Here is a 23,073-nt window from a genome sequence, read left to right on the forward strand (position 1 = left end):
GCTAAAATAAGCGCCTTTTTTGTAAATCATTTTTAGCTCACTTACTTCGATACATATCCTGATGCTCAATACCATCTTCTAAATACGCTTCTCCAATCGGCGAAAAACCTAAACTTTTATAAAAGTCTAATAAATAGGTTTGTGCTGAAAGTTTTATATCTTGATTAGGCCAAGCAGCTTGTGATTCTTTTATAGACTCAAGCATTAATTCTTTTGCTAACCCTCGCCCCCGGCCCTCTTTTGAGACCAATACGCGACCTATTGCAGGATTTATATCAAATACCACTTTAGGCGCTAAGCAGCGCGCATAGGCCAGTAATGTTTCGTTTTGGTAAAACATAATATGGCGAGTATCATGATTCATATCTAAATTATCAAGCTCCGGATATGCACACTCTTGCTCTACAACAAAGACATCAACTCTTAATTTTAAAACTTGATAAAGTTCAGTTGTAGTCAATTGTGAAAATGATTTTGACACTTTTTTTATCATAAACTGGTTATCTCTTTCTCTATTTTTTGGCGCAGCGAACCTGAATTTTTTATATCTTGCTTTGCATATATATAGCCCATAACGGCACCACATATCATACCAAACAGGTGGCTTTCAAAACTCATACCTTCTTTAATCGGCAATACACCCCAGGCCATGCCTCCGTACAAAAATATCACGATAATAGAAATGACAACAGATTTAATGCTACGGCGTACAAAACCATAAAAAACAACGTAAGCCCAAAGAAAATATACCACGCCACTCAAACCGACATGAATCGATGTACGCGCAAATATCCATACTAGTAAACCAGGCAGTAAAGTGCCCAGAACTAGTAATAGCCATATCCTATTGGGTTTAAACTGCCACACCAAAGCAGAAAATAAACTAAATGAAATTAAGTTATTAATTAAATGGGACCAACCACCATGTAGAAAGGGATGAAATATTATGCCGTATAAACCTGAACTCTCTCTTGGTATCACACCATAATAATTTAATTGCATGGCAAAAAGTAAATTAATTAAATGAATCGCAACCAGTAAAATCCAGGTTGTTATTAGAAAAGGGAGCAGTTTAGGTTGGGAAATAGAATTCATGCACTATATCTCCTAAAAAAGAATGGGCACTTACATTATTGTATGTTGCCATATTTATCTTTTAGTTAATAATTTAATTAGCAAGTATTCAAATCAATCTTGTAACAATAAATATTAATTTAGTAAATTTTCAAGCTGAACACGTAATTTTAAAATAAATTAGCAAGCTCAATATTCAGAGCTTGCTACTTATCAAAATGTTAATTTAGTAAATGTTCAAGTTGATCACATAGTTGTGATAAATTTACTTGATCATGCTCGATAGTCATATCAACATAACCATCACCTCTAAATGCACGGTCTAGCTCAATTAATACATGCGTTTTATGTGCTTCAGGTACAAAAGATAACTCAACTTCCTTCAAACCAAACAAACTAGAAGAATTCGGTTTGTATTCTAGTTCTTGATAACAACCTGAAGTAGATTGAAAAGTTGATGCCTGTAAAAAGCCTTTTTCAACGTCAGATTTAACTAAATTAAAACCACATCTGTCCATCGCTTGCATAAAGGTTCTAACAGCATCATTTGGGTAAACATAAATAGGATCTTTATCTGTCGGATCCAGTGCCATATCTATATTTAAACCCGTAGCTAACCAAACTTGTGTTTGATTTAAACCTTGGTTTAATTCTGTTATTGGTGTTTCTGAGTGTAAGCGTGCTTCAAAAGGAATACTTTTTAGCTCACCCGCGGCTACAGTACAATGATCAACAATATGCCAACTTTCGATAACATGATTGGTAAAATAATCGCCCTCCTCACCTTCCACTTTAACCTTTGTCATTAAGGCTAAATCTAGACCAGAGATCTCTTGCTCAACATCTCCGCCCTGAATTAAAATTTCTGCACTGAATTTTTGCCCAGGTTGTAAATGTTCAGTCTGTAATATCGTATCGACTTTTGCAGCGCCGATCCCTACTGTTGCCAAGATTTTTTTGAACATCTTGTACTCCTCTATTTTTCTTTACCTGCATATTAACGCTATTTATTTGTAATTGTCAGCGAATATTTTCACCTAATTGAGTAAAACAAAAAAACATATTAAATCTGGTCTTATATTGAACTATTAGAGTAAGCTATTGTTCTAACTCATTTGAATTGGAAATAACGTGTTATGGAACTTAACTCTACTCACTTCATTAGTATAATATCATTACTCAGTCTTAGCTTTTTATCTGGCTGTAAATCTACTGAAACTATCGAAGTTAAAAATGGTTTTATCAGTAATTACAAACAAATGGAAAATGTAGACCGCGAAGATGGTAGCATCCAGCAACGTTGGGTCTCTAGAAAGTTAACACGAAAAATTAAACCGCTACAACCAAAATCTTTTTTCATTAAGCCTGTCGTATATTACCCAGAATTAACAACTACAGATCAATTTACTCAAAATTCTGCTGATATGTTCAGAACATATTTTGACAATGAATTAAAGAAAGTGGTCAAAAAGCACTTTCCGATTTCTAATACAATGGGGCCTGATGTATTTGTGATAGAGCCAGCAATAACCAGTATGAGGATTTCGTTAGAAGACTTTTCTCCACTGGAAGTTTTACCATTCAAAGCTGTGATTTCTAGTATCAACTATGCAGCAGGCGGCAGAGACAGGGACGTAGAAGTTCGTTTAGAGAATAAAATTAAAAATGGTGCTAACGGTGATGTTTTAGTAACTACAGTACTAAGAGGTGATGCCTTACAGCTAGAGAATGATACCGAAAAACTAGATAAAACCCATGTTATCACTTTACTCGACTCTTGGGTTAAACAGTGGGATAAAGATTTAGCTAATTATAAATCTCGCATTGAGAAAAAATAATTCATTAAAATTTATCATGCGTGTTTTACAGATTAAAGTGATAAAACACGCTTTGCTCGTATAAATAAGCGCTTAAATTCGTTACAATTTAATCAAATACTCTTTTTATTTTAAGTCTATGGAAATCATTTTTTTCGCAACAGCATTTATTTGTGGCTTCATTATTTTACAAATGAAACTCCCTCCTTTAATTGGCTTTTTAGCAGCTGGTTTCATTTTAAATTTTGCAGGTTTTGAAAGCACTGAATTACTGTCTAAAATAGCCTCTATTGGCATTACCTTATTGCTATTCAGCATCGGCTTAAAACTCAGAGTTAAAAACTTAACCCAGCTACAAGTTTGGGCGCCTGCTAGTTTACATATCATACTTAGTTGCGCACTGTTTTCTGGCTTTATTTTGTTGATGGGCTATTTTGGCTTATCTTTATTTAGCGAACTCACTTTAGAATCATCATTATTAATTGGTTTTGCATTTAGTTTTTCTAGCACTGTATTTGCTGTAAAGGTATTAGAGCAAAGAGGTGAAATGGCGAGCTTACATGGTAAAATTTCAATTGGTATTTTGGTAATGCAAGATATCTTTGCCGTGGTATATCTCGCTATAAGCACAGGCAAGGTCCCCAATATGTGGGCCTTAGTATTACTAGGTACTTTACCTGCGATCCGTCCTGTACTTTTTTGGATTTTAAACCACTCAAAACATGGTGAAATACTGCCTTTATTTGGTTTTTTCTTTGCACTCGTTGGCGGTTATCAGGCTTTTGAGTTTGCGGGTTTAAAAGGAGATTTAGGTGCATTAATTATAGGTATGTTATTTGCGCCTCATAAAAAAGCCAGTGAGTTAGCTAAATCACTATTGAGTTTTAAAGATTTATTACTCGTTGGTTTCTTTCTTACGATAGGGCTAAATGCAGATATAACTCTTGAAACACTATTTGTAGCTCTAATGTTTGTATTAATTCTACCGTTAAAAACGGCTTTATATTATATCTTAACAAACATATTTCATTTACGTGCCCGTACATCTCTACTAAGTAGTTTCACTTTAAGTAATTATAGTGAGTTTGGCTTAATTGTGTGTGCAATGGCTGCAAGCAGTCAATTAATCTCAGCACAGTGGCTCGCAGTCGTAGCTATCGCCGTTTCAATTACTTTTATCATTGCATCTCCGTTAAATAATCACGCAAATGAAATTTATGTCAAACTGGAAAATTGGCTTACTAAATTTGAATCAAATAAACGCTTAAAAGATGAACTTCCCGTTAATTTAAATCAAGCTAAAGTTCTTATTTTTGGTATGGGAAGAATTGGAACCGGTGCTTATGAAACCATTTACCATAGCTTCCCTGATTCAGTTGCCGGTGTTGATATCAAACCCGAGTGTGTTGAAAAGCACATAAAAAGAAATCGATTTGTTATTTTAGCTGATGCAACCGATCCTGATTTTTGGCAAAGGGTAAACCATTCTCATGTGGAAATGATAATGCTCGCAATGCCAAAACATGTGCAAAATATATTTGCTTTAGAGCAATTAAAAGCCTCAGGTTTTTCTGGACAAGTAACAGCGATTGCTAACTATCCAGATCAACAAAAAGAATTGGAAAGTTTAGGCGTTGATTCAACCTATAATTTCTATTTAGAAGCCGGTAGCGGTTTTGCCGAACACGTAAAATCGAAAGTATTTAACTAAAAAACCACTTATATTAATAATTTTTATAGGTACATTCTAAGTTATACCAAATAGTTATCAGAAACTGTTTCACGTACCGCCAACTGCAACTGATAACTATTTTCATTTTATCTTCAATATGTTACAAAATGTTTTAGATGTTTTCATAATTTTTAAAATCATCAATAACACAAACCTATTTACAAACATTTACATGTAAGTTAGCAATCTATTAGTTAAAGATCGTACAATTGATATCGCAATAGCTCATAAGTGTATATTTTCACTACAAAGAAGTTATTCATAACTAAAATTATAAAAAAGCTAGTTTATAAGAATACCAGTTGGGAGCTTAAATGATGTCTAAAGAAATAAATAAACAACAATTTAAAGCCGTAGCCGCAGATCGTCAGAGCGATGCCCTTATAAAGTTGCAGCAAGAATTAGATCATATACAAAACTCCGGCATTAGCCCTTCACAGCTAAGAGAATTACTTTTTCAAAAAATGTTAGATATGTATCACGTGCCGCAAAGTCATGAACTCAGAGCACAAGAAGTACCTAGTCGATTAGATGATCCAAAAATAAAACAAACATTGAACTCACATGGTTTTTTCCGTAAGTCAGCAAACATCATTCACTAATTTAAAAAGGGCCTATATCCTCTTTTAAATAGACCGGCACTGCCCCTGTCGGTCTACCCCCTAACAATTCCAATAAATATGTGACCAATCTAAATGGGCTAAATAAACCCACTCCTTTTAAATTACTGCTATTAAAACTTAATTACTAAGTTAATAGAATTGCTATAATGCAGCACTCCTTTAGCAATAGGTTAAATTCATATGGATAATAAAGCCCTTATAGAGGCGATTAATGTCATTATGCCATTTGGTAAATATGCCGGACGCCCACTATTAAACCTACCAGAACCCTACCTTGTTTGGTTTAAACAACAAGGTTTTCCCCAAGGGAAGTTAGGGGAGCAATTAGCACTTATGTACGAAGTTAAACTAAATGGTTTAGAGGGTATGCTAAAGCCTCTATTAAAAAAACCTTATTAACGCTTTAATATTCTAAGATATTATTACCCGTCAACCTAAATTAAAATAGGATCTCTCTGTGAATCAATTAAGTCAGTTATCACCAAAACCGCTTTGGTCTATTTTCGAAAAAATCTGTTCCATTCCTCATCCAAGTAAACATGAACAAAAAATATCAGCATGGATCCAGCAATGGGCTACAGATCTAGGTCTTAATATTAAAGAAGATAATGTTGGCAACTTAATCATAAAAAAACCAGCAACTGAAGGAATGGAAAATAAAAAAGGCGTTATTTTGCAAGCCCATATGGATATGGTTCCGCAAAAAAACTCTGATAAAGATCATGACTTTGTAACCGATCCTATTGAAGCTTATATTGATGGTGATTGGGTTACTGCAAACGGCACAACTTTAGGCGCTGATAACGGCATTGGCCTATCAGCGAGTTTAGCCGTTTTAGCGAGTAACGATATTAAACATGGACCAATTGAAGTACTTGTTACCATAGATGAAGAAGCAGGTATGACTGGCGCATTTGGTCTTGAATCGGGTTGGTTAGATGGAGAAATACTACTCAACACGGATTCTGAAGACGAAGGTGAGATCTATATGGGTTGTGCTGGCGGTATTGATGTTAATGTTAAACTGCCAATTGAAGTTGAAGCAACACGAACTGATATACGCAGCTACAGCTTAACACTTAAAGGTTTAAGAGGTGGTCATTCAGGTGTTGATATACATTTGGGCCGTGGTAATGCCAATAAACTACTTGCACGATTTTTAAAACTTCATCAGCAAGATTTAGATATCTCATTAACCGCATTTGATGGTGGTAGCTTACGTAACGCTATTCCACGTGAAGCAAATATCCACATTAATGTCAGTGCTGATAACTCAGCGAAATTAGAGCAAACAGTTGCATCATTTCAAGCTTTATTATTAAGCGAATTAAGCATCATTGAGCCTAATTTAGAATTAAGTTTAGAGGAAATATCTCCTGAAAAACAACAACTTTCAAAAGCAACGCAGTTTGCACTTGTAAATGCTGTAAATGCCTGTATCAATGGCGTAGTTCGAATGAGCGATGAAGTAGAAGGTGTTGTTGAAACATCAACAAATCTAGGTGTAATTAAAACTGAAGATAACCAATTACATATTCAATGCCTAGTACGCTCTTTAATTGATAGCGCACGCTTAAATACACAAAATATGATTAGTTCTACATTTGAGCTTGTAGGTGCCTCTATTGAGTGTACTGGCGCTTATCCAGGTTGGGAACCTAAAACAGATTCACCAATAAAAGATATTTTACGGGAAACTTATCAAACAATGTTTGGTACTTTACCTAATATAATGGTGATTCATGCGGGCTTAGAGTGTGGTTTATTTAAAGATGCTTATCCACATTGGGATATGGTGTCTTTTGGTCCAACTATTTGTTTCCCTCACTCACCAGATGAAAAGGTAAAAATAGATACCGTTGAGCCTTTTTATCAGCTTTTACTGCAAGTGTTAGAGAATATTCCGAATAAAGAATTGTAATACCAATTCTAATAAATATGCGATCAATCTAAATGGTTTAAATATACAATAACTGCGTTGCCTGCATGGATGCAGGTACTTAGGTTTAGCCTGGAGCTATAAACCTGTGCTCTTGAGAATTTATCCTAGTTTATATTACCTCACTAACTTAATTGAATTGCTATGATTTCACTCAATTTAAAAAAAGTTAGAATTAAATTAAAATAATTTTGAACCTTTTTTAAAAGCGGCACTCTGAGTTAGTGCTACTTGTTGAAATTCAGTTATCCCGAATAAAAAAAGCGCTCCTAGATGGGCGCTTTTTCTTTTACTAAAATTTTTTAGCATTATACTATTTAGATTGCAGCTGTATTTATTAGACTTGGTATTAATCTTTATTTATAACTGGCAACTCAATCACAAAACAAGCACCACCTAAATCGGTCTTTTCTAAATAGCACTTACCCTTATGCCATTGAATTATTTTACTCACTATCGCTAAGCCTAAGCCAAAACCCCCCGTCTTTTTATGGCGACTTTTATCTAAACGCGTGAAAGGTTTAAATACATTTTCCCATTCACTTTCTTCTATACCAGGGCCATCATCTGCAACTTTTATTAATACTTTATCATCTACAGCAATTAAACTTACCTGAACTAACTCATCAGCATACTTTACCGCATTACCAATTAAGTTTTGTACAGAGCGGGTTAAAAAGTGACCATCACAAGCATGTAAAAGCTCATCCTCAGATACCAAACGTATAGCACAGTCTGCGTTAAAGCTTAATTTATCAATTAAGTTGTCAGCTAATTCAACCAAATCAATAGGCGCAATATGCAATGCCGGCGTTTCTCTATCCATCTTAGCAAAGTTAAGCATTTCTGTTACGAGTGACTCTAACTCCGCAATATCGTAATTCATGCCATTGATATACTTTTTGCTTCTGTCATTTAAATCTTTATCATCCATCATAGCAATGGCAAATTTAAGACGGGCTAATGGTGTTCTAAATTCATGGGAAACAGATGAGGTTAATTCTTTTTGAGAATCCAATAAACGTTTAATACGCTCTTGCATTGCAGATAAAGTATCTGTTATTGGTAACAAAACAGAGTGAATTCCCGGCCCTAAATCCATATCTTCAGGTGCGTTCATGCTTTCACACATACCTCTGAGCCTTTCAAAGTCACGCCAGACAACATAACTCCATAAACCAATAGGTAAGCCTATAAATGCTAATATAATTAAATATGGCCAACTAGAATCATATACTGGTGCAACAACAGAAATAGGTCCGACCTTCAATAATTTATCTTTATGATATTTAATATACCAAACAGCACGGTCTTCACTATCAAATAATAATATAGGGATATTTTTTTGTAACTTAATTTCTTGATGGGGTAAAAACGCGATATCAGATAACGCAATTTCCTGCGCTGAAAAGTGCTTTTTCAGCTGTGAAACTCCGTCATCTGTTTTTGATAAAAGCAGTAAACTTTGACTAAATTCAGCACCTAACATTAATGCATCGGCACCTTCTTTATGTGGCCACAACTTTTCCATTGTGCCACTAAGAAGAAATAGTGAAATAATAATGTAGAGATATAAGCTGACAAAAAGCTTTCTCATTTAACTGCTAATCCTTATTTAATAGCAATCGTAAATCCATTATCCACTGTGCAGATTTTTGTTAATACGATTTGCTTTATATATTCCAAGCGTCAGAAACAAATAAATAACCTTGTCCCCAAACTGTTTTAATTCTATAAGGTTTATCGCTATTATCACCAAGCTTTTTACGTAATCGAGAAATACGTACATCAACTGTTCTATCTAAGCCATCATATTGACGACCAATCATTTTTTCGTGAACATGTTCTCGACTTAAAACTTCACCGGCACTATTAGCTAATAACCATAATAATTCAAATTCATGAGATGTCAGTGATACTTCTTTATCACTTAGTTTTACAATTCGACTGGTTTTATCAATATTTAAATAACCGAACTTTAATTCTTCTGTTGTTTTTTGTGGTTGATGACGACGTAATAACGCATTTACACGTGCTAATAATACGCGTGGTTCTGCTGGTTTTATCACATAATCATCGGCACCTAGCTCTAAACCAATTACTTGGTCAAAGTCCTCGCCTTTTGCTGTTAACATCAAGATAGGTAAAGAATATTTATCACGCACTTCTCTACAAACACTAAAGCCATCTTTACCTGGTAGCATCACATCTAAGATCATAAGATCTGGCATATCTGATTCAATACGGTTCATAACTTGAGCACCGTTATCAAGCACCTCAACTGTTAAACCATTATGTTCCAGGTATTCACGTGTTAACTGCTGTAAACCTAAATCGTCTTCTACCAATAATACTTTAGCCATATCTCTCTCCTTTAAAAGAAACTCCAGGGTGAACGTAAACGACGTCGTTGAGTTTTTAAATGTGAACTCTGGATTTCGACTTTCGTTTGGGCCAGTTTGTTACCCGTTTGTTGATTTATGAGAGAGTATACAGTCTCAACCTGAACGTAAGCTTTATAAGATACCTTTGCTTGGCTAGTTTTTTGCCAACATTGCACTTGTTCATCGTTTTCAAATAAACAGATATCTTGTTTTTTCGCTAATTTCCATTCAAAGTAAAGTGTTAACTCACAGAGCTCTTTTTCTTCACTGATCACACATACTTTTGGCGATACGCTAAGTGTAGGCTGGCTGTTTTTAGCAACAGCATTCCCTAGCGCTAACAAAAGTGAGAGCGAAAAAATAATAACAAAACTTGTGGTTAATTTCATATTAGAAAATGTATTTTAAACCCATAAAAATGTTAACGGCATAATCATATTTGAACAAAGGACTATTACTGACATTAGAATAGTCATCATAACTCAATTTGAATAATACTGCTTTGTTTTGCGACAAAGGATAGGTTAATTGTAGATGAGCGTAAGGTTGCCAAGCTGAATCTAATTCATATGTAATACCTAGGTTATCTCTTTTGCTCAGACCATAATAATAATTATTAAGTTCTGCGGCTTTATGCCAAATACCAATCACAGGTTGTACAATTAAGTTACCTATATTAAAACTATGTTCTAACTCAATCCCAGCACGCCAGCCATTATGTGCATTACTAATATCAGCTAATAAGTTAACCCTAGCCGTAAAGTACTCATGAAAGTATTGATAGTTTATGCCCGAGTCTAGTGCCCATCTTCTTTTGGCTACATCATTAGAATCTACGCTGTTGGCCTTTTCATTGCCAACAACTTGCCCTGGGTTTTCAGTAAAAGCGATGCTATTTTTAAGAAAAACATTTGAAGGATTCCAAAAAATAAAAAATCTTTTTTCTGGATTTAATTCTGCAATCAAGCTAATTACATGATTTTGCTCATCTAAAAAAGTGTAACCAAACTGCCCATTATCAAAATAAAGATGTTCGTCATAATAAGCAATATCAGGCAGTAGCAATAATGGAAAATCATCACCACCATGTAATGGGTTTTTAGCAACCCCCACACCGACACCTAAACCTAAGTGCCATTGGCCTACCTCTACTTTTGGAGCATCCATTTTCACTTTTTTAGCACTGGCTGCAAAGCTAAAACTACACAGTAAAATAATTAAAATGTAACGCACTACAGTCCCCTTGTAATTTAAAAGTATGCATTTTGAACATACTTTACCAAGATATAACACTACAAACACTACGTAGTTACAATTGATAACAAATGAATCACCTTTAGCTTCAAAATGTGAATTATTGACTTTTAAGTTTTTGAGATATTTGCCACATAGCTTGAATCAATGGATTTTGTAAATTTTTTCGTTGCACACATAAACCTATTTCAAAATCTTTTGGTTGATATGGTGCCTTAAGTACCTGAACTTTATCTTGTAATGGACTGTTATCCAAAACAATTTGAGGCACTAAAGCAATGCCAAAACCTAAACTCACCATAGATACAATAGCTTCATTACCTGCAACTTGGGCATAAATTTGAGGCGTTATATGATTTTTTTTCCACCAATGCTCTAATCTTTTTCGGTTCAAACCATGTTCTGGTACGATATAAGGCAAGGATTGCCACGGAATTTCTTGACCTGCACCTGAAATGATATTGCTAATATTACATTGCACTTTAGGTGCAATAAATTGTAATGCAGATGAACCCGTAGCACAAAAAGCCATATTTGAAGGCAACTGATCTGGCTTTGCTGCAATCGCCATATCTTCATAACCATCCAGTATGCGAGATATTGCCACGCCAGGATCGCCAGTATTAAGCTTAATTTCTATTTTTTGATGATGCTGGCGAAATGTTTCAAGCAATCGATATAAAAAACTATAAGATGCTGTAACAGAGCAATACAAACTGAGTTCACCTGTAAGCTCGGTATGGTTTTCATCTAAAGAAGATTTAAACCTGTGCCATTGGGCTAAACTGACATTAGCATATTCAATAAAGTCCTTACCTTGTTTAGTCAAACTCACAGTACGATTATCTCGATTAAATAACTCAACACCGACTTCTTGCTCAAGTTGTTTAATATTTCGACTCAGTGTTGAAGCACTTATATGGCACCGTTCACTTGCGCGACCAAAATGCAAGGTTTCAGCTAATGCTAAGAAGAGTTGTAGCGATCGATTATCCATATATGGTTCAAACTTTAACGTTTCACTTTATGCAATACTCTAATGCAAATATATCATTTTACGCAAGAGAATTAATTGTATAGATTGAACTTAGGGTTTAAACAAACCAACTAATTTTTTTTGTAGGATGAATATTATGACAGCGAATTATTTCAACTCTTTAGCATTACGCGAGCAATTGGCACAACTTGGCCAATGTGAATTTATGAACGAATCAGAGTTTTCTGATGGCGTTAAAGCTTTAGAAGGTAAAAAACTGGTAATTGTAGGATGTGGCGCACAGGGTTTAAACCAAGGTTTAAATCTACGTGATTCAGGTCTAAATGTAAGCTATACATTACGTGAATCTGCAATTGCTGAAAAACGTCAGTCATACATCAATGCGACTGAAAATGAATTTCAGGTTGGTACCTATGAAGAACTCATCCCTGGGGCTGACTTAGTACTTAACCTGACTCCTGATAAACAACATACAGCTGTTGTATCTGCTGTTATGCCATTAATGAAGCAAGGCGCAACACTTGCTTACTCTCATGGTTTCAACATTGTTGAAGAAGGCATGCAAGTTCGTGAAGACATCACAGTGATTATGGTTGCACCTAAATGTCCTGGTACAGAAGTACGTGAAGAATATAAACGTGGTTTTGGTGTACCAACACTAATAGCAGTTCATCCAGAAAACGATCCTCAAGGCAAAGGTTTAGCACAGGCAAAAGCATATGCAGCAGGCACTGGTGGACATAAAGCAGGTGTTCTTTTATCTTCATTTATAGCTGAAGTTAAATCAGATCTTATGGGTGAACAAACTATCCTATGTGGTATGTTACAAACAGGTTCACTACTATGTTTTGATAAAATGGTAGAAAAAGGCATCGATGCAAGTTACGCATCAAAATTAGTGCAATATGGTTGGGAAACAATCACTGAAGCGCTAAAATATGGCGGTGTAACTAATATGCTTGACCGTTTATCTAATCCAGCAAAGATAAAAGCGTTTGATTTAAGTGAAGAACTAAAACAAATCATGCGTCCTCTATATAACAAACATATGGATGACATCATGGGAGGCGAATTTTCTGCAGGCATGATGGCTGATTGGGCTGAAGACGATGCTAAATTATTAGGCTGGCGTGAAGAAACTTCTCAAAGCGCTTTTGAGAAGCAACAAAATACTGATTCTGAAATCTCAGAGCAGGAATTCTTCGATAATGGTATCCTAATGATTGCTATGGTTAAAGCGGGTGTTGAACTTGCTTTTGAAACTATGGTTGCAGCAGGTATTAAAGACGAGTCAGCATATTATGAGTCTTTACATGAAACACCGCTTATTGCTAATACAATTGCGCGTAAAAAGTTATTTGAAATGAACCGCACAATTTCAGATACTGCAGAATACGGTTGTTATTTATATAACCACGCATGTTTACCACTACTGAAAAATTTCATGGTAGATATTGATACTGACGTGATTGGTAAAGGTTTATCAACTGAGACTAATAGTGTTGATAATGCCCGTTTAATTGAAGTTAATGCAGCATTAAGAAGCCACCCTGTTGAAGTGATTGGTACTACTTTACGTGGTTACATGTCAGCTATGACTAAAATTGTTTAGTAAAATTTACTAAAAAAAGTTCAAATTTTCGCTTGTCAAAGCCTAGCTAATTTTAGCTAGGCTTTTTTAGTATTTACTCTAAATTATTCCCTAATCAGAATAATTGCCTTTAATTCAATAATCACAATATGGTAGCATAAATGTACCTTTTTCATTCATTTTAGAATTATGAAAATCACAATTACTCAAAAAGTGGCTTTAGTTGCCGCTTTTGTTGCCATAGCTGTTGCAACAATTATCGGTATCACTTCTATTCAATCAGCAAAATCTATCACAGAAGAACGCATGATAGGATCTGAATTACCGAGTAAAGTTAAAGAAATAAAAAATTATTTAAGTAAAGAAATAAATATTTTACTTATGGCAAGTAAACAGCTGTCTGGAAACAAGTTCATACAGCAATGGGCTAAAAACAATAGTGATAATGATGAACTACTTATCAAAGAACTTAATAGGTTAGTGACACAATATGACTTAGCCACAGCTTCATGGGCTAATAAGGAAACTAATAATTATTGGAATCAAGAAGGTTTTTTAAGAACATTGAATCACACACAAGATTCGTGGTTTTATGATTTTAAAAACTCCAATCAAGCATTTTCCATTAGCATTTTTCAAGAAAGTGTGGGTGATGTAAAAATGTTCATTAATCACCAAGAACTCAATGGAATGGGCTTAGCTGGTTTAGCTAAAAGCATAGATGAAATGCAAAACCTACTGCAAAAATTCACAATTGAACAAACTGGCTTTGTTTATTTAGCCGATAAAACAGGTTTAGTAAAACTACATTCTGATAATCAGCTTGTAGCAAAAGCTAATTTAAATCAAATATACAATTCAAATGTGCAAACTCAGCTATTAAATAATGCTGAATTTTCTTTAATTGAAACACAACATCAAAACCAAACAATCTTGCTAGCTGCTAGTCCAATCGATAACACTGATTTATATGTTATTGCTCAAGTACCAAAAGCTGAAGTGTTTTCGCAAATAGATACATTAACGTGGAAAATCATTAGCTTTTCAGTGGTAGTAGCAATAATAGCCTGCATAATAGGTTTATATTTAGCACGTAGCATTAGTGCGCCACTGCAAAAAATCACAAATTTGTTTGAAGAACTAGGTCAAGGCGATGGAAAAATCACTTATAGATTACCGACAAACAGCCAGCCAGAATTAAACAAATTAAGCTTAGGATTTAATCAATTTTTAAATAAAATTGAACAAGCATTACGTGATGTTTTGCAACAAAGTCATGCTATTAAAACGACTTCAGATGATGTTTTTTCACAAGCGCAACATCACTCATCTCAAATGAATTTACAAAAAGAACAAACTATTTCTGTTGCCGCTGCAATTAATGAGATGGGTGCAGCTGTACAAGAAGTTGCGAGTAGTGCTGCAAATACAGCAGAGTATACACAGCAAAATCATCAACAAGCCTCTTTAATACAAAATCAAGTTCAGCAATCTCAATCAGATATCAAAGACTTAGCAAATGACATTGATTTAGTGAGCAATAAAATCAATACATTAGCTAATAAAACACAAGAAATTGGCTCAATTTTAGATGTAATACGCTCTATTTCAGAGCAAACTAATTTGTTAGCTTTAAATGCAGCTATTGAATCTGCCAGAGCTGGTGAGCATGGCCGTGGCTTTGCTGTTGTTGCCGATGAAGTTAGAGGCTTAGCAAAGCGTACATCTGACTCAACAGATCAGATTCAAAAAATGATTGAAGAGCTCAACAGCACATCACAGCAAGTTGTAACAGATATCCAAAAATCTCAATCTAATGCCACTCATAGTGTTAGCTCTATGGAACACGCGGTTTCTCATTTAACTGATGTGGTTGAAAAGATTGAACAAATAAATGATATGGCAACAATTATTGCGACAGCGACAGAAGAGCAAAATGCAGTTGTTACTGATGTGAGTCAAAATGTTGAAAATATCAGTGCTATCAATGAAGAGTCCATGAATAATCAAATCAACATTGAAAGTGCAATTGAGTCACTGTCAGTTAATGCACAGTCTTTAGATTCATTAGTTGATACCTTTAAACTACAGAGATAGAACGCAGTTTTATACGTCTTTCAATAAGGATTTAATATCCTTTATTGAAAGACTTTGTAACAATTTCAAACTCCCAAACACACAAAATGCGCATATAGTTAACTAAGAGAGAAACTAATTCTTAGAGGTGTGTATGCCTATTAAAACCAACTCATTTAAAATTAGCTTGTTAATTATCATCACACAATTCATTTTAGCTGGGTGTGCAAATACCAAAAGCTCAGCGCAAGCATCGCCGCCACCTTTAACTTTATTTAGTAATCAAACACAATTTAAAGACTTTGAAGTCGAATCCTATGATGAAATATTCGAATTAAGTGATGAACTTAAAGCACAACTAGTGAAGAACATTCCGAATAAAAAACCCTCAATGAAAACTGCTAAAGATTTATTACATTTTATTTTTAACTCCGCAAATAACAACCTAGATTATCAATCCGGCGCCACACTTACTGCCAATCAAACATTTAAACAACAAAATGCAAACTGCTTATCTTTATCAATTATGGCTTTTAGCATGGCTGAACACTTAGGATTAGAAGCGAATTTTCAACGCGTTTTTATTCCCGAATATTGGGCATTAGAGAATGGCTTTAATTTATTAACCTCACACATCAATCTTAAATTGCAATTTGATCAAACAAAATTTGATGGTGTACAAAGACTGTATGATGTTTCAGATGGCGTTGTTGTTGATTTTGATGCCAACAGCCGTAAGGAGAAATTCAAAACAAAAGAGATCAATAAACACACAGTTGCTGCGATGTTTTACAATAACAAAGGGGCGATTGCGATGGTCAATGGCAGATATAATGAAGCTTATCATTATCTAAAAAGCGCCACAAAAATAGCATCTCGCTACTCCCCAGCTTGGGGTAATTTAGGCATATTATTTAGGATCAAAAACCAAAACAGTCATGCAGAACTCGCTTATCAATACGCACTCGAACTCGATCCTGCTAACAATACAGCAAAAGGTAATTTAGGCATCTTATTTGAGATGACAGATCGTATTGAACAAGCCCAAGTAATAAAAAGAGAACTTGATGCTAAAAGACAAAGTAACCCTTATTACCACATTGCTAAAGGCAATGAAGCTTATGTGCAAAAATTTTATAGAGAAGCCATCTCATATTATAAAAAATCAACTGAACTTGACAGAAAGCTTCATGAACCTTATTTTGGTTTAGCTCGTAGCTTTTATCAGTTAGGCGATTATAAAAAAGCCAAACGCTATTTAAAATCTGCAAAAAAGAATGCCTTTTTCATTGAGGATATAAACTCCTATCAAGGTAAAATAAACAGTTTAAATGCGATGGTAAATTAATGTTTTTCAGATCTATATGTTTTATTTCGCTACTTTTTAGCACCAATGCCATTGCACAAATATATCACTCAGATCAGAGCTTACTCAAAGACTTAAAAGCTTTAAGCGCATCAAAAATGCAAGGACGAAAAACTGGCAGCCAAGGTTCAAAACTGGCTGCCCAGTACATTATAACGCGGTTTAAACAATTAAATTTACACCCTATAATTGATAATTATCAACATGAATTTCAGTATAAAAGTGGCTTTTTTAGCACAAAGCAAGGGATAAATATTATTGGTAGCTTACCTGCAAAAAACCCAAAAACCCCCTATATCGTATTTACCGCACATTATGATCATTTAGGAAACTCAGGCAGTAAAATATATTACGGCGCAGATGATAATGCCTCTGGCGTTGCTGCCATGTTAAATATCGCTAAACGGCTACAAAAGTTAGATTTAAACTATCATTATATCTTTATTGCGACTGATGCAGAGGAAACCGGGCTGTATGGCTCTAAAGCATTTTTATCCAGTACGCTTGTTAATACTGATGATATTGTTTTAAACATTAATTTAGACATGCTGGCGGTTGCACCCAAACGCGGGTTTTTATATGCGTTTAGCTCAATAAAATTAAAGCCATATAAAGAAATCATTGAAGTAGAAAGTATTGATGGTATTGCTAAAACACTTTTCATTAGCTCAAACAGGCAAATGAATGCAAAACAAAAAAAAGACAGAATAGATTGGCGAAACGCCAGTGATCATGCCTCTTTTCGTAAATATAAAATCCCTTACATTTATTACGGTGTTGGTACACATAAAAATTACCATACCCATAAAGACACCTTTGAAAATATAGATGTAAAATTCTATCAAGCTGTTGTAAATAACATTTTTCAAACAGTGGTGTCATTAAATGACAGTCAATTATAACCTTTCATTTAATTGAGATTTTTGTTCAATAACCCAAAGGCGCTTTTGTGGTTTTGAAAATTTTTTGACCTGACACTCTAAAATGCTTGCTGCACTGCGATCGCCAACTTGCCGATGAAAAATCAACTCTAGCGGACCTTTACCTCTGAGATTTTTTGCACCCGTACCCTTGGAGTGTTCTTCAAAACGTCTCTGAACATCAGTGGTAATTCCGGTATACCAATGCCCCAACCTCGTTTGCACTATATATAAGTGCCATTCTTTAAGTGCAACTTTTTCATTCTTTTTAAGCTTTATTGAACTTTTATGCTCAGTTTTAGTCAAAATTCCACTTTCCACTTTTACAAGACGACGGCACAAGGTAGTATATCTGATATTATGCTCAAAACCGTTAAAAATAGGATATACATAATTAAAATGCAGTGGTTTAAAATAATTTCAGTGACATTACTTCTTACTCTAGTTAGCGGTTGTTCTAGCTGGGTTTACCGTATGAATATCCCGCAAGGTAATTTTTTAGAACAAAAAGACGTAAATAAATTACGTATAGAGATGACAAAAGAGCAAGTCATATATGTTTTAGGTCAGCCAATTGCAACAGATGCGTTTGATGATACAGCTTGGCATTATGTTTACTTGTTTAATTACAATCGTAAAAATGAGCAGAAGAAATCTCTTGTTGTTCATTTTGAAAATGATGTATTAAAAACAATTTCAGGTGACTTTGAATTACCAGAAACATTCAGTACACCTTTAGAAAAATAGATTTAGCTAACCTATTTAATTGAATAAAAAGCCCCTTATGATTTTCATCATAAGGGGCTTTTTTAATACTTAAACAGTATTAACCTCTAGCTCTGCCGCCTGTTATTTTATCGGCTCTACCTTCATCCTTGGCTTTTTCAGCCCTACGTCGACGCGCATCTTTAGGGTCAGCAATTAAAGGCCTATAAATTTCGATACGATCGCCATCTTTCAGTGTGGTATTTAACTTACAAGTGCGATTCCACACACCAACTTTTAGCTTAGCGGGATCTATTTCAGGGCATTTATCATAAATTCCTGACTTTATAATGGCTTGCTCTACTGTTGTGTCATCATCAATTTCAACCATTAAACAGGTTGCTCTATCAGGTAATGCAAATACAACTTCAACTTGTTTCATTCAATGTTACTCCACGCTCAACCTAACTAAAACCTCTGGCACCATATACATGTTTAGCACGATCAGTGAAAGCACCTAACATATTATTAGCCACTTCATTAAATACACGGCCAAATGCCATTTCAACTAATCGGCTTGAGAACTCAAAGCTCAGTTTTAATTCAACTTTACAGGCTGCTTCATCTAACTCAGTAAATAGCCAACCGCCTTCTAGCTTTTTGAAAGGGCCATCAACTAAAATCATATTAATTTCTTTATCGGTGACTAAAGTATTCTCTGTCGTAAACCATTTTTTTAAACCGCCTTTTGATATCTCAACAGAGGCAGTCATTTTCCCATCTGAATTTGAAATCACTTTAGCATCAGAACAATGCGGTAAAAATTCACGATAGTTAGCCACATCATTAACCAAAGTAAACATTTCTGCTGCGCTATACATCACTAACGCACTTTTTTTTATTTCAGGCATGACATCTCACGGTAAAAAACACAGCGACAGATTTTAGCAAGGTTTTCTCATATTATCTGCAATATATGTCATCACTTTTTCAAATTAAAAACCTGATTTCAAGTTAAGCGTAAAAAACGGATGTAAATCATAAGATTTTGCGTATAATGAGCCAGATTATGGCAAAGAAAAAATCCCCTAAATCAAACAGCAATACCATAGCGCTTAATAAACGAGCGAGACATGAGTATAAACTGTTCGACAAAATAGAAGCTGGCCTTGAACTTCAAGGCTGGGAAGTTAAGAGTATCCGAGCGGGAAAAGTAAACATCGCTGATACTTATATTCACATTAAAGATGGCGAAGCATATTTATTAGGCAGTTTAATACAGCCTTTGATCAGCGCTTCAAGCCATGTAATTTGCGATCCTTTAAGGTACCGTAAATTATTACTTAAAAGAAAAGAGCTCGATAGACTCGCAGGCTCTGTTGATCGAGGTGGCTTTACTTTAGTTGCAACTGCAATGTATTGGAAAAAGTGCTGGGTGAAATTAGAATTTCATTTGGCTAAGGGTAAAAACCTTCACGATAAACGCAGTGATGATAAAGATAAAGATTGGGCGCGTGAAAAAGAACGCACAATGAAGCACGATGCTAGATAGGCTCCCTTCTTAGACATTAGTATTAGACGCACCATTTGGTGCGTTTTTTCGTTTTAATAATCCAAAAAACGCACTAATCGTATTAAAAACAAACAAAATGTATACCTTAGTTTACTAAAATCCTCCAGCTTAAAAGTCAAGTAATTGTTTCCTTGTTAATCATGTGTTATCAATAAGCTACAAGTTTTATTAAATAATACTTGTACCAAAGAAAAATAAAATAATATAACAAAGTATGACAACAAGGATTTCAGGATGAACAAAACAACACAGCGCAAACTCAACGCCGTATTATATGCAATGGCCGCCACAGGTATTACATTATCAAGCAGCGCAATTGCAGCTAATGACGAAGAGAAAATTGAACGAATAGAAATAACAGGTTCACATATTAAAAGAAATGATATGGAAGGACCTTCTCCCGTTTTAGCGATAAACGAAGCTGATATTGCCAATTCAGGTGCACAAGATGTTTCAGAGCTACTTTCCAAGCTATCCGTTGCAGGCCAAGGAACATTTTCAACTCAAGGTAATGATGCAGATGATACCTCAAATGGAGGTTCAGCTATCTCTTTAAGAGGTTTAGGCGCTGATTCTACTTTAGTTTTACTTAACGGTAGAAGAATTAGTGTTTCTGCTTTTGCTAAAAATATCGGCACAGCCTTTGTAGATATCAATTCAATTCCTGTCAGTGCAATTAAAAGAATTGATATTTTAAAAGATGGGGCATCTGCAACTTATGGCTCTGATGCGATTGCAGGCGTTGTTAATATTATACTTAAAAAGGATTTTACAGGACTTGAACTTTCAGGAAGCATTGCTGATACAACAGAAGATGGAGGTAAAGAAAATTCATTTTCATTAATGTGGGGTAATGGCGATGAAAAAGGCCATACCACTGTGATAATGGATTATTTTAAACGTGATGAAACTATGTTTGCTGATCGAGATTACTCTAAATCCGCCGACCAATCATCAAAAGGCGGCGCAGATCAACGTTCATCGTCTGGTAATCCAGGTTCTTATATACCTGCAACCATAGGCGCTGATGGTTCAATAACAAGTAAATCAGATGAATACACCCGTACTCCTGATATCAATTGCCCTGCAGAATTAACAAAAGGCACTTTGTGTCGCTATGATTACGCACCACATATGAGTTCAGTACCAGCTACAGAACGTGCTGGTATCGTTGTTTTGCATGAAACACAAGTTAGTGATGATATTACTTTTTTTGCTGAAGCATCTTATCAGCGTAATAGTTCTACCGTAAAAGGAGCTGCAAGCCCTAGTTTTAATGAATTTTATATGCTTGCTGATAACCCAAGCTTACAAGGATCATGGTTACAAGAAATGTTCCCTGGTGAAGATATCACCATGCGCCGCCGTTTAACTGAGACAGGTGGTCGTCAAAAAGAAGCTGTTTCGAATAACTCTCGTATTGTTTTAGGCTTCAACGGTGTTGCTAACATTGGTGATAACGAATGGGACTGGGAAATGGGATATACTTTTTCTCATAACTCTAATCAAGAATATGGCCAAAATGGTTTTGTACAAACCTCTCGCATCCAAGAAGCAATTGAAGATGGCAGCTTTAATCCATTAAATACAACACAGCCACAATCCGTTATTGATGGCATTATGGTAAACACTACTCGAAACGGTAAATCAACAACAAAAAGCTATGATGCTAAAATGTCAGGTGATTTATTTGATGTAAGTGCAGGTACAGTCGCTATGGCGGTTGGTGCTGAATATCGTGAAGAAAGTATGAGTGATTTACCCGATCAAATGTTTTTAAACGGTGACATTTTTGGAACTGAAGCGACAGCTTCTGAAGGTTCTCGCGACCAAACATCTTTATTTGTTGAATTTGCAGTACCTGTTATTGAAAACCTAGAACTTCAACTAGCTTTAAGATATGAAGATTATTCTGATTTTGGTACTAACACCAGTCCTAAAGTGGCTTTCCGTTGGGCTGCAAATGAAGATGTAACATTGAGAGGTAGTTGGGGTGAAGCATTTAGAGCACCATCTCTAGTGCAGCTTGGTTTAGGTGAAGCGCAACAATCACCAAACCTTGTAGATCCAATACGTTGCCCACTGACAGGTAACGAAAATGACTGTAATCCAATTGAAAGAACGGTTATTTACACAGGTAATTCAGATTTAAAAGCTGAAGAGTCAGAGTCTTATAACTTAGGGTTGATTTGGTCTATTAATGATGAACTAAACTTCTCTATTGATTACTGGAGTTATGATCAAACTAACCTTGTAACTTTAGACCCTAAATTTGTATTGGATAACCACGGTACAGATCCGGCCTATGTTAAACGTCAAAACTCATCAACTGCAATTCCTGGTGAGATTGTTGAAATTTATGATACTTATCGTAATTTAGGTGGTCAACAAACTGATGGTATCGATTTAGATATAAACTATAAGTTAAATACGACTGATACTGGTGAGTTTAAATTTGGTGCAAATATCACTTGGGTTAACGAGTTTGATGAAATTTCAAGTTTAGGTGAAGTTGATAATTTAGCGGGTGAATATCAACATCCTGAATTCCGTTGGACAGGTAGCACAGACTGGACGATGAATGACCTTGCAGCTTCAATGAGAGTTAATTACATTAGTGAATATAAACAAGACAAAGATGCTGGCGCCACGGGTATTGTTGACTCTATGATGACTATCGATGCTAATGCGAGTTATTATGGTATTACCAATACTAAACTTACATTTGGTGTTAACAACTTGCTCAATGAAGAACCTTCATTTGTTACAACGACATTTATGGGCTACGACCAACAGACTCATTCTGCACAAGGTCGCTTTATTTATTTAAAAGGAACATATACTTTTTAAATAAAATCACTGTATAAAGTAGTGTTAATTCACTGCTTTTTCATCACAAAATTTAGACACAAAAAAACCAGAATAAGTAATTATTCTGGTTTTTTATTTAGTGCCACAAAGTGGCCCTAATAAAACTGCGCAGGTTCTTAGTTCCAGACAGAACCTAAGTACCTACATCCAT

Annotated in this window: 23 protein-coding genes; 12 read left to right on the top strand and 11 right to left on the bottom strand. The window is 35.1% G+C overall.

All coding sequences use genetic code 11. The features are described 5' to 3' along the window. Nucleotides 1-37 precede the first annotated feature (37 nt). The 3 genes from KO527_RS18335 to KO527_RS18345 all read right to left on the bottom strand — a co-directional run bounded on the left by KO527_RS18335 (nucleotide 38) and on the right by KO527_RS18345 (nucleotide 2,039). Nucleotides 38-481: a GNAT family N-acetyltransferase gene (locus tag KO527_RS18335; RefSeq protein WP_354668636.1), complete on the bottom strand. Its 444-nt coding sequence runs from the start codon at nucleotides 479-481 to the stop codon at nucleotides 38-40. A gap of 8 nt (nucleotides 482-489) precedes the next feature. Continuing rightward, on the bottom strand, nucleotides 490-1,095 hold the full coding sequence (locus tag KO527_RS18340; protein ID WP_216041717.1) for a rhomboid family intramembrane serine protease: 606 nt from the start codon (nucleotides 1,093-1,095) through the stop codon (nucleotides 490-492). Between the two features lie 200 nt (nucleotides 1,096-1,295). Further along, the gene (locus KO527_RS18345; RefSeq protein ID WP_042149596.1) at nucleotides 1,296-2,039 is read right to left on the bottom strand and encodes a sporulation protein; all 744 of its coding nucleotides are present in this window, start codon (nucleotides 2,037-2,039) and stop codon (nucleotides 1,296-1,298) included. 171 nt (nucleotides 2,040-2,210) lie between these two features. Between KO527_RS18345 and KO527_RS18350 the strand changes: the two genes are divergently transcribed. The 5 genes from KO527_RS18350 (at nucleotide 2,211) to KO527_RS18370 (ending at nucleotide 7,167) form a co-directional block, all read left to right on the top strand. Continuing rightward, nucleotides 2,211-2,912 (top strand): DUF3313 domain-containing protein, encoded by a 702-nt coding sequence (locus tag KO527_RS18350; RefSeq protein WP_216041718.1) that lies wholly within the window; start codon nucleotides 2,211-2,213, stop codon nucleotides 2,910-2,912. A gap of 118 nt (nucleotides 2,913-3,030) precedes the next feature. Continuing rightward, complete coding sequence (locus tag KO527_RS18355; RefSeq protein WP_216041719.1) at nucleotides 3,031-4,602, top strand: cation:proton antiporter family protein; 1,572 nt, start codon at nucleotides 3,031-3,033, stop codon at nucleotides 4,600-4,602. A 335-nt stretch (nucleotides 4,603-4,937) separates the two neighbouring features. Beyond that, nucleotides 4,938-5,225, top strand: a complete 288-nt coding sequence (locus tag KO527_RS18360; RefSeq protein ID WP_216041720.1) for a hypothetical protein — start codon at nucleotides 4,938-4,940, stop codon at nucleotides 5,223-5,225. 201 nt (nucleotides 5,226-5,426) lie between these two features. Then, nucleotides 5,427-5,645, top strand: coding sequence for a DUF3820 family protein (locus KO527_RS18365; RefSeq protein WP_216041721.1), 219 nt, complete (start codon nucleotides 5,427-5,429; stop codon nucleotides 5,643-5,645). Nucleotides 5,646-5,703: 58 nt separating this feature from the next. Continuing rightward, nucleotides 5,704-7,167, top strand: a complete 1,464-nt coding sequence (locus KO527_RS18370; RefSeq protein ID WP_216041722.1) for an aminoacyl-histidine dipeptidase — start codon at nucleotides 5,704-5,706, stop codon at nucleotides 7,165-7,167. A gap of 367 nt (nucleotides 7,168-7,534) precedes the next feature. Here the strand turns inward: KO527_RS18370 and KO527_RS18375 are convergent, their stop codons facing one another. The 5 genes from KO527_RS18375 to ilvY form a co-directional block, all read right to left on the bottom strand. Next, nucleotides 7,535-8,716, bottom strand: a complete 1,182-nt coding sequence (locus tag KO527_RS18375) for an ATP-binding protein (protein WP_354668637.1) — start codon at nucleotides 8,714-8,716, stop codon at nucleotides 7,535-7,537. A 142-nt stretch (nucleotides 8,717-8,858) separates the two neighbouring features. After that, nucleotides 8,859-9,548 carry a response regulator gene (locus KO527_RS18380; protein WP_216041724.1) on the bottom strand — a complete coding sequence of 230 codons (690 nt, stop codon included), beginning with the start codon at nucleotides 9,546-9,548 and terminating at the stop codon, nucleotides 8,859-8,861. Nucleotides 9,549-9,559: 11 nt separating this feature from the next. Further along, complete coding sequence (locus KO527_RS18385; RefSeq protein ID WP_216041725.1) at nucleotides 9,560-9,958, bottom strand: DUF3019 domain-containing protein; 399 nt, start codon at nucleotides 9,956-9,958, stop codon at nucleotides 9,560-9,562. A 1-nt stretch (nucleotide 9,959) separates the two neighbouring features. Then, complete coding sequence (locus KO527_RS18390) at nucleotides 9,960-10,802, bottom strand: MipA/OmpV family protein (protein WP_216041726.1); 843 nt, start codon at nucleotides 10,800-10,802, stop codon at nucleotides 9,960-9,962. 121 nt (nucleotides 10,803-10,923) lie between these two features. Next, on the bottom strand, nucleotides 10,924-11,820 hold the full coding sequence (gene ilvY / locus KO527_RS18395) for an HTH-type transcriptional activator IlvY (protein WP_216041727.1): 897 nt from the start codon (nucleotides 11,818-11,820) through the stop codon (nucleotides 10,924-10,926). 136 nt (nucleotides 11,821-11,956) lie between these two features. Between ilvY and ilvC the strand changes: the two genes are divergently transcribed. From ilvC to KO527_RS18415, 4 genes are all read left to right on the top strand, one after another. Beyond that, nucleotides 11,957-13,432: a ketol-acid reductoisomerase gene (ilvC, locus tag KO527_RS18400; RefSeq protein ID WP_216041728.1), complete on the top strand. Its 1,476-nt coding sequence runs from the start codon at nucleotides 11,957-11,959 to the stop codon at nucleotides 13,430-13,432. A 168-nt stretch (nucleotides 13,433-13,600) separates the two neighbouring features. Next, nucleotides 13,601-15,508, top strand: coding sequence for a methyl-accepting chemotaxis protein (locus KO527_RS18405; protein ID WP_216041729.1), 1,908 nt, complete (start codon nucleotides 13,601-13,603; stop codon nucleotides 15,506-15,508). Between the two features lie 133 nt (nucleotides 15,509-15,641). Then, entirely contained in the window at nucleotides 15,642-16,835 is a 1,194-nt protein-coding gene (locus KO527_RS18410; protein WP_216041730.1) for a tetratricopeptide repeat protein, read from the top strand. Continuing rightward, nucleotides 16,835-17,755, top strand: a complete 921-nt coding sequence (locus tag KO527_RS18415) for a M20/M25/M40 family metallo-hydrolase (protein WP_216041731.1) — start codon at nucleotides 16,835-16,837, stop codon at nucleotides 17,753-17,755. Before KO527_RS18410 ends, KO527_RS18415 begins: the two co-directional genes overlap by 1 nt. On the opposite strand, the gene KO527_RS18420 is transcribed toward KO527_RS18415, so the two are convergent. Then, the gene (locus KO527_RS18420) at nucleotides 17,750-18,052 is read right to left on the bottom strand and encodes a GIY-YIG nuclease family protein (RefSeq protein ID WP_354668639.1); all 303 of its coding nucleotides are present in this window, start codon (nucleotides 18,050-18,052) and stop codon (nucleotides 17,750-17,752) included. The two genes, KO527_RS18415 and KO527_RS18420, sit on opposite strands and share 6 nt — an antisense overlap. Nucleotides 18,053-18,172: 120 nt before the next feature. Here KO527_RS18420 and bamE point away from each other — a divergent pair, with 120 nt between their 5' ends. Then, a complete protein-coding gene (gene bamE, locus KO527_RS18425; RefSeq protein ID WP_216041733.1) occupies nucleotides 18,173-18,520 on the top strand; it encodes an outer membrane protein assembly factor BamE in 348 nt (115 codons plus the stop codon). Between the two features lie 79 nt (nucleotides 18,521-18,599). Here bamE and KO527_RS18430 read toward each other — a convergent pair whose 3' ends face one another. Together KO527_RS18430 and KO527_RS18435 are read right to left on the bottom strand one after the other, a co-directional pair. Then, the gene (locus tag KO527_RS18430; protein ID WP_216041734.1) at nucleotides 18,600-18,920 is read right to left on the bottom strand and encodes an RnfH family protein; all 321 of its coding nucleotides are present in this window, start codon (nucleotides 18,918-18,920) and stop codon (nucleotides 18,600-18,602) included. 22 nt (nucleotides 18,921-18,942) lie between these two features. Continuing rightward, nucleotides 18,943-19,389: a type II toxin-antitoxin system RatA family toxin gene (locus KO527_RS18435; protein ID WP_216041735.1), complete on the bottom strand. Its 447-nt coding sequence runs from the start codon at nucleotides 19,387-19,389 to the stop codon at nucleotides 18,943-18,945. 158 nt (nucleotides 19,390-19,547) lie between these two features. On the opposite strand from KO527_RS18435, the gene smpB reads away from it, so the two are divergent. Both smpB and KO527_RS18445 read left to right on the top strand, forming a co-directional pair. Further along, nucleotides 19,548-20,030, top strand: coding sequence for an SsrA-binding protein SmpB (gene smpB, locus KO527_RS18440; RefSeq protein WP_042149555.1), 483 nt, complete (start codon nucleotides 19,548-19,550; stop codon nucleotides 20,028-20,030). 255 nt (nucleotides 20,031-20,285) lie between these two features. Beyond that, a complete protein-coding gene (locus tag KO527_RS18445) occupies nucleotides 20,286-22,901 on the top strand; it encodes a TonB-dependent receptor (protein WP_216041736.1) in 2,616 nt (871 codons plus the stop codon). Nucleotides 22,902-23,073: the final 172 nt, after the last annotated feature.

Origin of the sequence: Pseudoalteromonas sp. C2R02, assembly GCF_018860845.1 — a bacterium.
GTDB lineage: Bacteria > Pseudomonadota > Gammaproteobacteria > Enterobacterales > Alteromonadaceae > Pseudoalteromonas.

Excerpts from the sequence above, each read along its gene's own strand:
- KO527_RS18340 (WP_216041717.1), bottom strand. The coding sequence starts at position 1,095 with ATGAATTCTATTTCCCAACCTAAACTGCTCCCTTTTCTAATAACAACC.
- KO527_RS18345 (WP_042149596.1), bottom strand. The coding sequence starts at position 2,039 with ATGTTCAAAAAAATCTTGGCAACAGTAGGGATCGGCGCTGCAAAAGTC.
- KO527_RS18350 (WP_216041718.1), top strand. The coding sequence starts at position 2,211 with ATGGAACTTAACTCTACTCACTTCATTAGTATAATATCATTACTCAGT.
- KO527_RS18355 (WP_216041719.1), top strand. The coding sequence starts at position 3,031 with ATGGAAATCATTTTTTTCGCAACAGCATTTATTTGTGGCTTCATTATT.
- KO527_RS18360 (WP_216041720.1), top strand. The coding sequence starts at position 4,938 with ATGATGTCTAAAGAAATAAATAAACAACAATTTAAAGCCGTAGCCGCA.
- KO527_RS18365 (WP_216041721.1), top strand. The coding sequence starts at position 5,427 with ATGGATAATAAAGCCCTTATAGAGGCGATTAATGTCATTATGCCATTT.
- KO527_RS18375 (WP_354668637.1), bottom strand. The coding sequence starts at position 8,716 with ATGGAAAAGTTGTGGCCACATAAAGAAGGTGCCGATGCATTAATGTTA.
- KO527_RS18380 (WP_216041724.1), bottom strand. The coding sequence starts at position 9,548 with ATGGCTAAAGTATTATTGGTAGAAGACGATTTAGGTTTACAGCAGTTA.
- KO527_RS18385 (WP_216041725.1), bottom strand. The coding sequence starts at position 9,958 with ATGAAATTAACCACAAGTTTTGTTATTATTTTTTCGCTCTCACTTTTG.
- ilvY (WP_216041727.1), bottom strand. The coding sequence starts at position 11,820 with ATGGATAATCGATCGCTACAACTCTTCTTAGCATTAGCTGAAACCTTG.
- ilvC (WP_216041728.1), top strand. The coding sequence starts at position 11,957 with ATGACAGCGAATTATTTCAACTCTTTAGCATTACGCGAGCAATTGGCA.
- KO527_RS18405 (WP_216041729.1), top strand. The coding sequence starts at position 13,601 with ATGAAAATCACAATTACTCAAAAAGTGGCTTTAGTTGCCGCTTTTGTT.
- KO527_RS18410 (WP_216041730.1), top strand. The coding sequence starts at position 15,642 with ATGCCTATTAAAACCAACTCATTTAAAATTAGCTTGTTAATTATCATC.
- KO527_RS18415 (WP_216041731.1), top strand. The coding sequence starts at position 16,835 with ATGTTTTTCAGATCTATATGTTTTATTTCGCTACTTTTTAGCACCAAT.
- bamE (WP_216041733.1), top strand. The coding sequence starts at position 18,173 with ATGCAGTGGTTTAAAATAATTTCAGTGACATTACTTCTTACTCTAGTT.
- KO527_RS18430 (WP_216041734.1), bottom strand. The coding sequence starts at position 18,920 with ATGAAACAAGTTGAAGTTGTATTTGCATTACCTGATAGAGCAACCTGT.
- KO527_RS18435 (WP_216041735.1), bottom strand. The coding sequence starts at position 19,389 with ATGCCTGAAATAAAAAAAAGTGCGTTAGTGATGTATAGCGCAGCAGAA.
- smpB (WP_042149555.1), top strand. The coding sequence starts at position 19,548 with ATGGCAAAGAAAAAATCCCCTAAATCAAACAGCAATACCATAGCGCTT.
- KO527_RS18445 (WP_216041736.1), top strand. The coding sequence starts at position 20,286 with ATGAACAAAACAACACAGCGCAAACTCAACGCCGTATTATATGCAATG.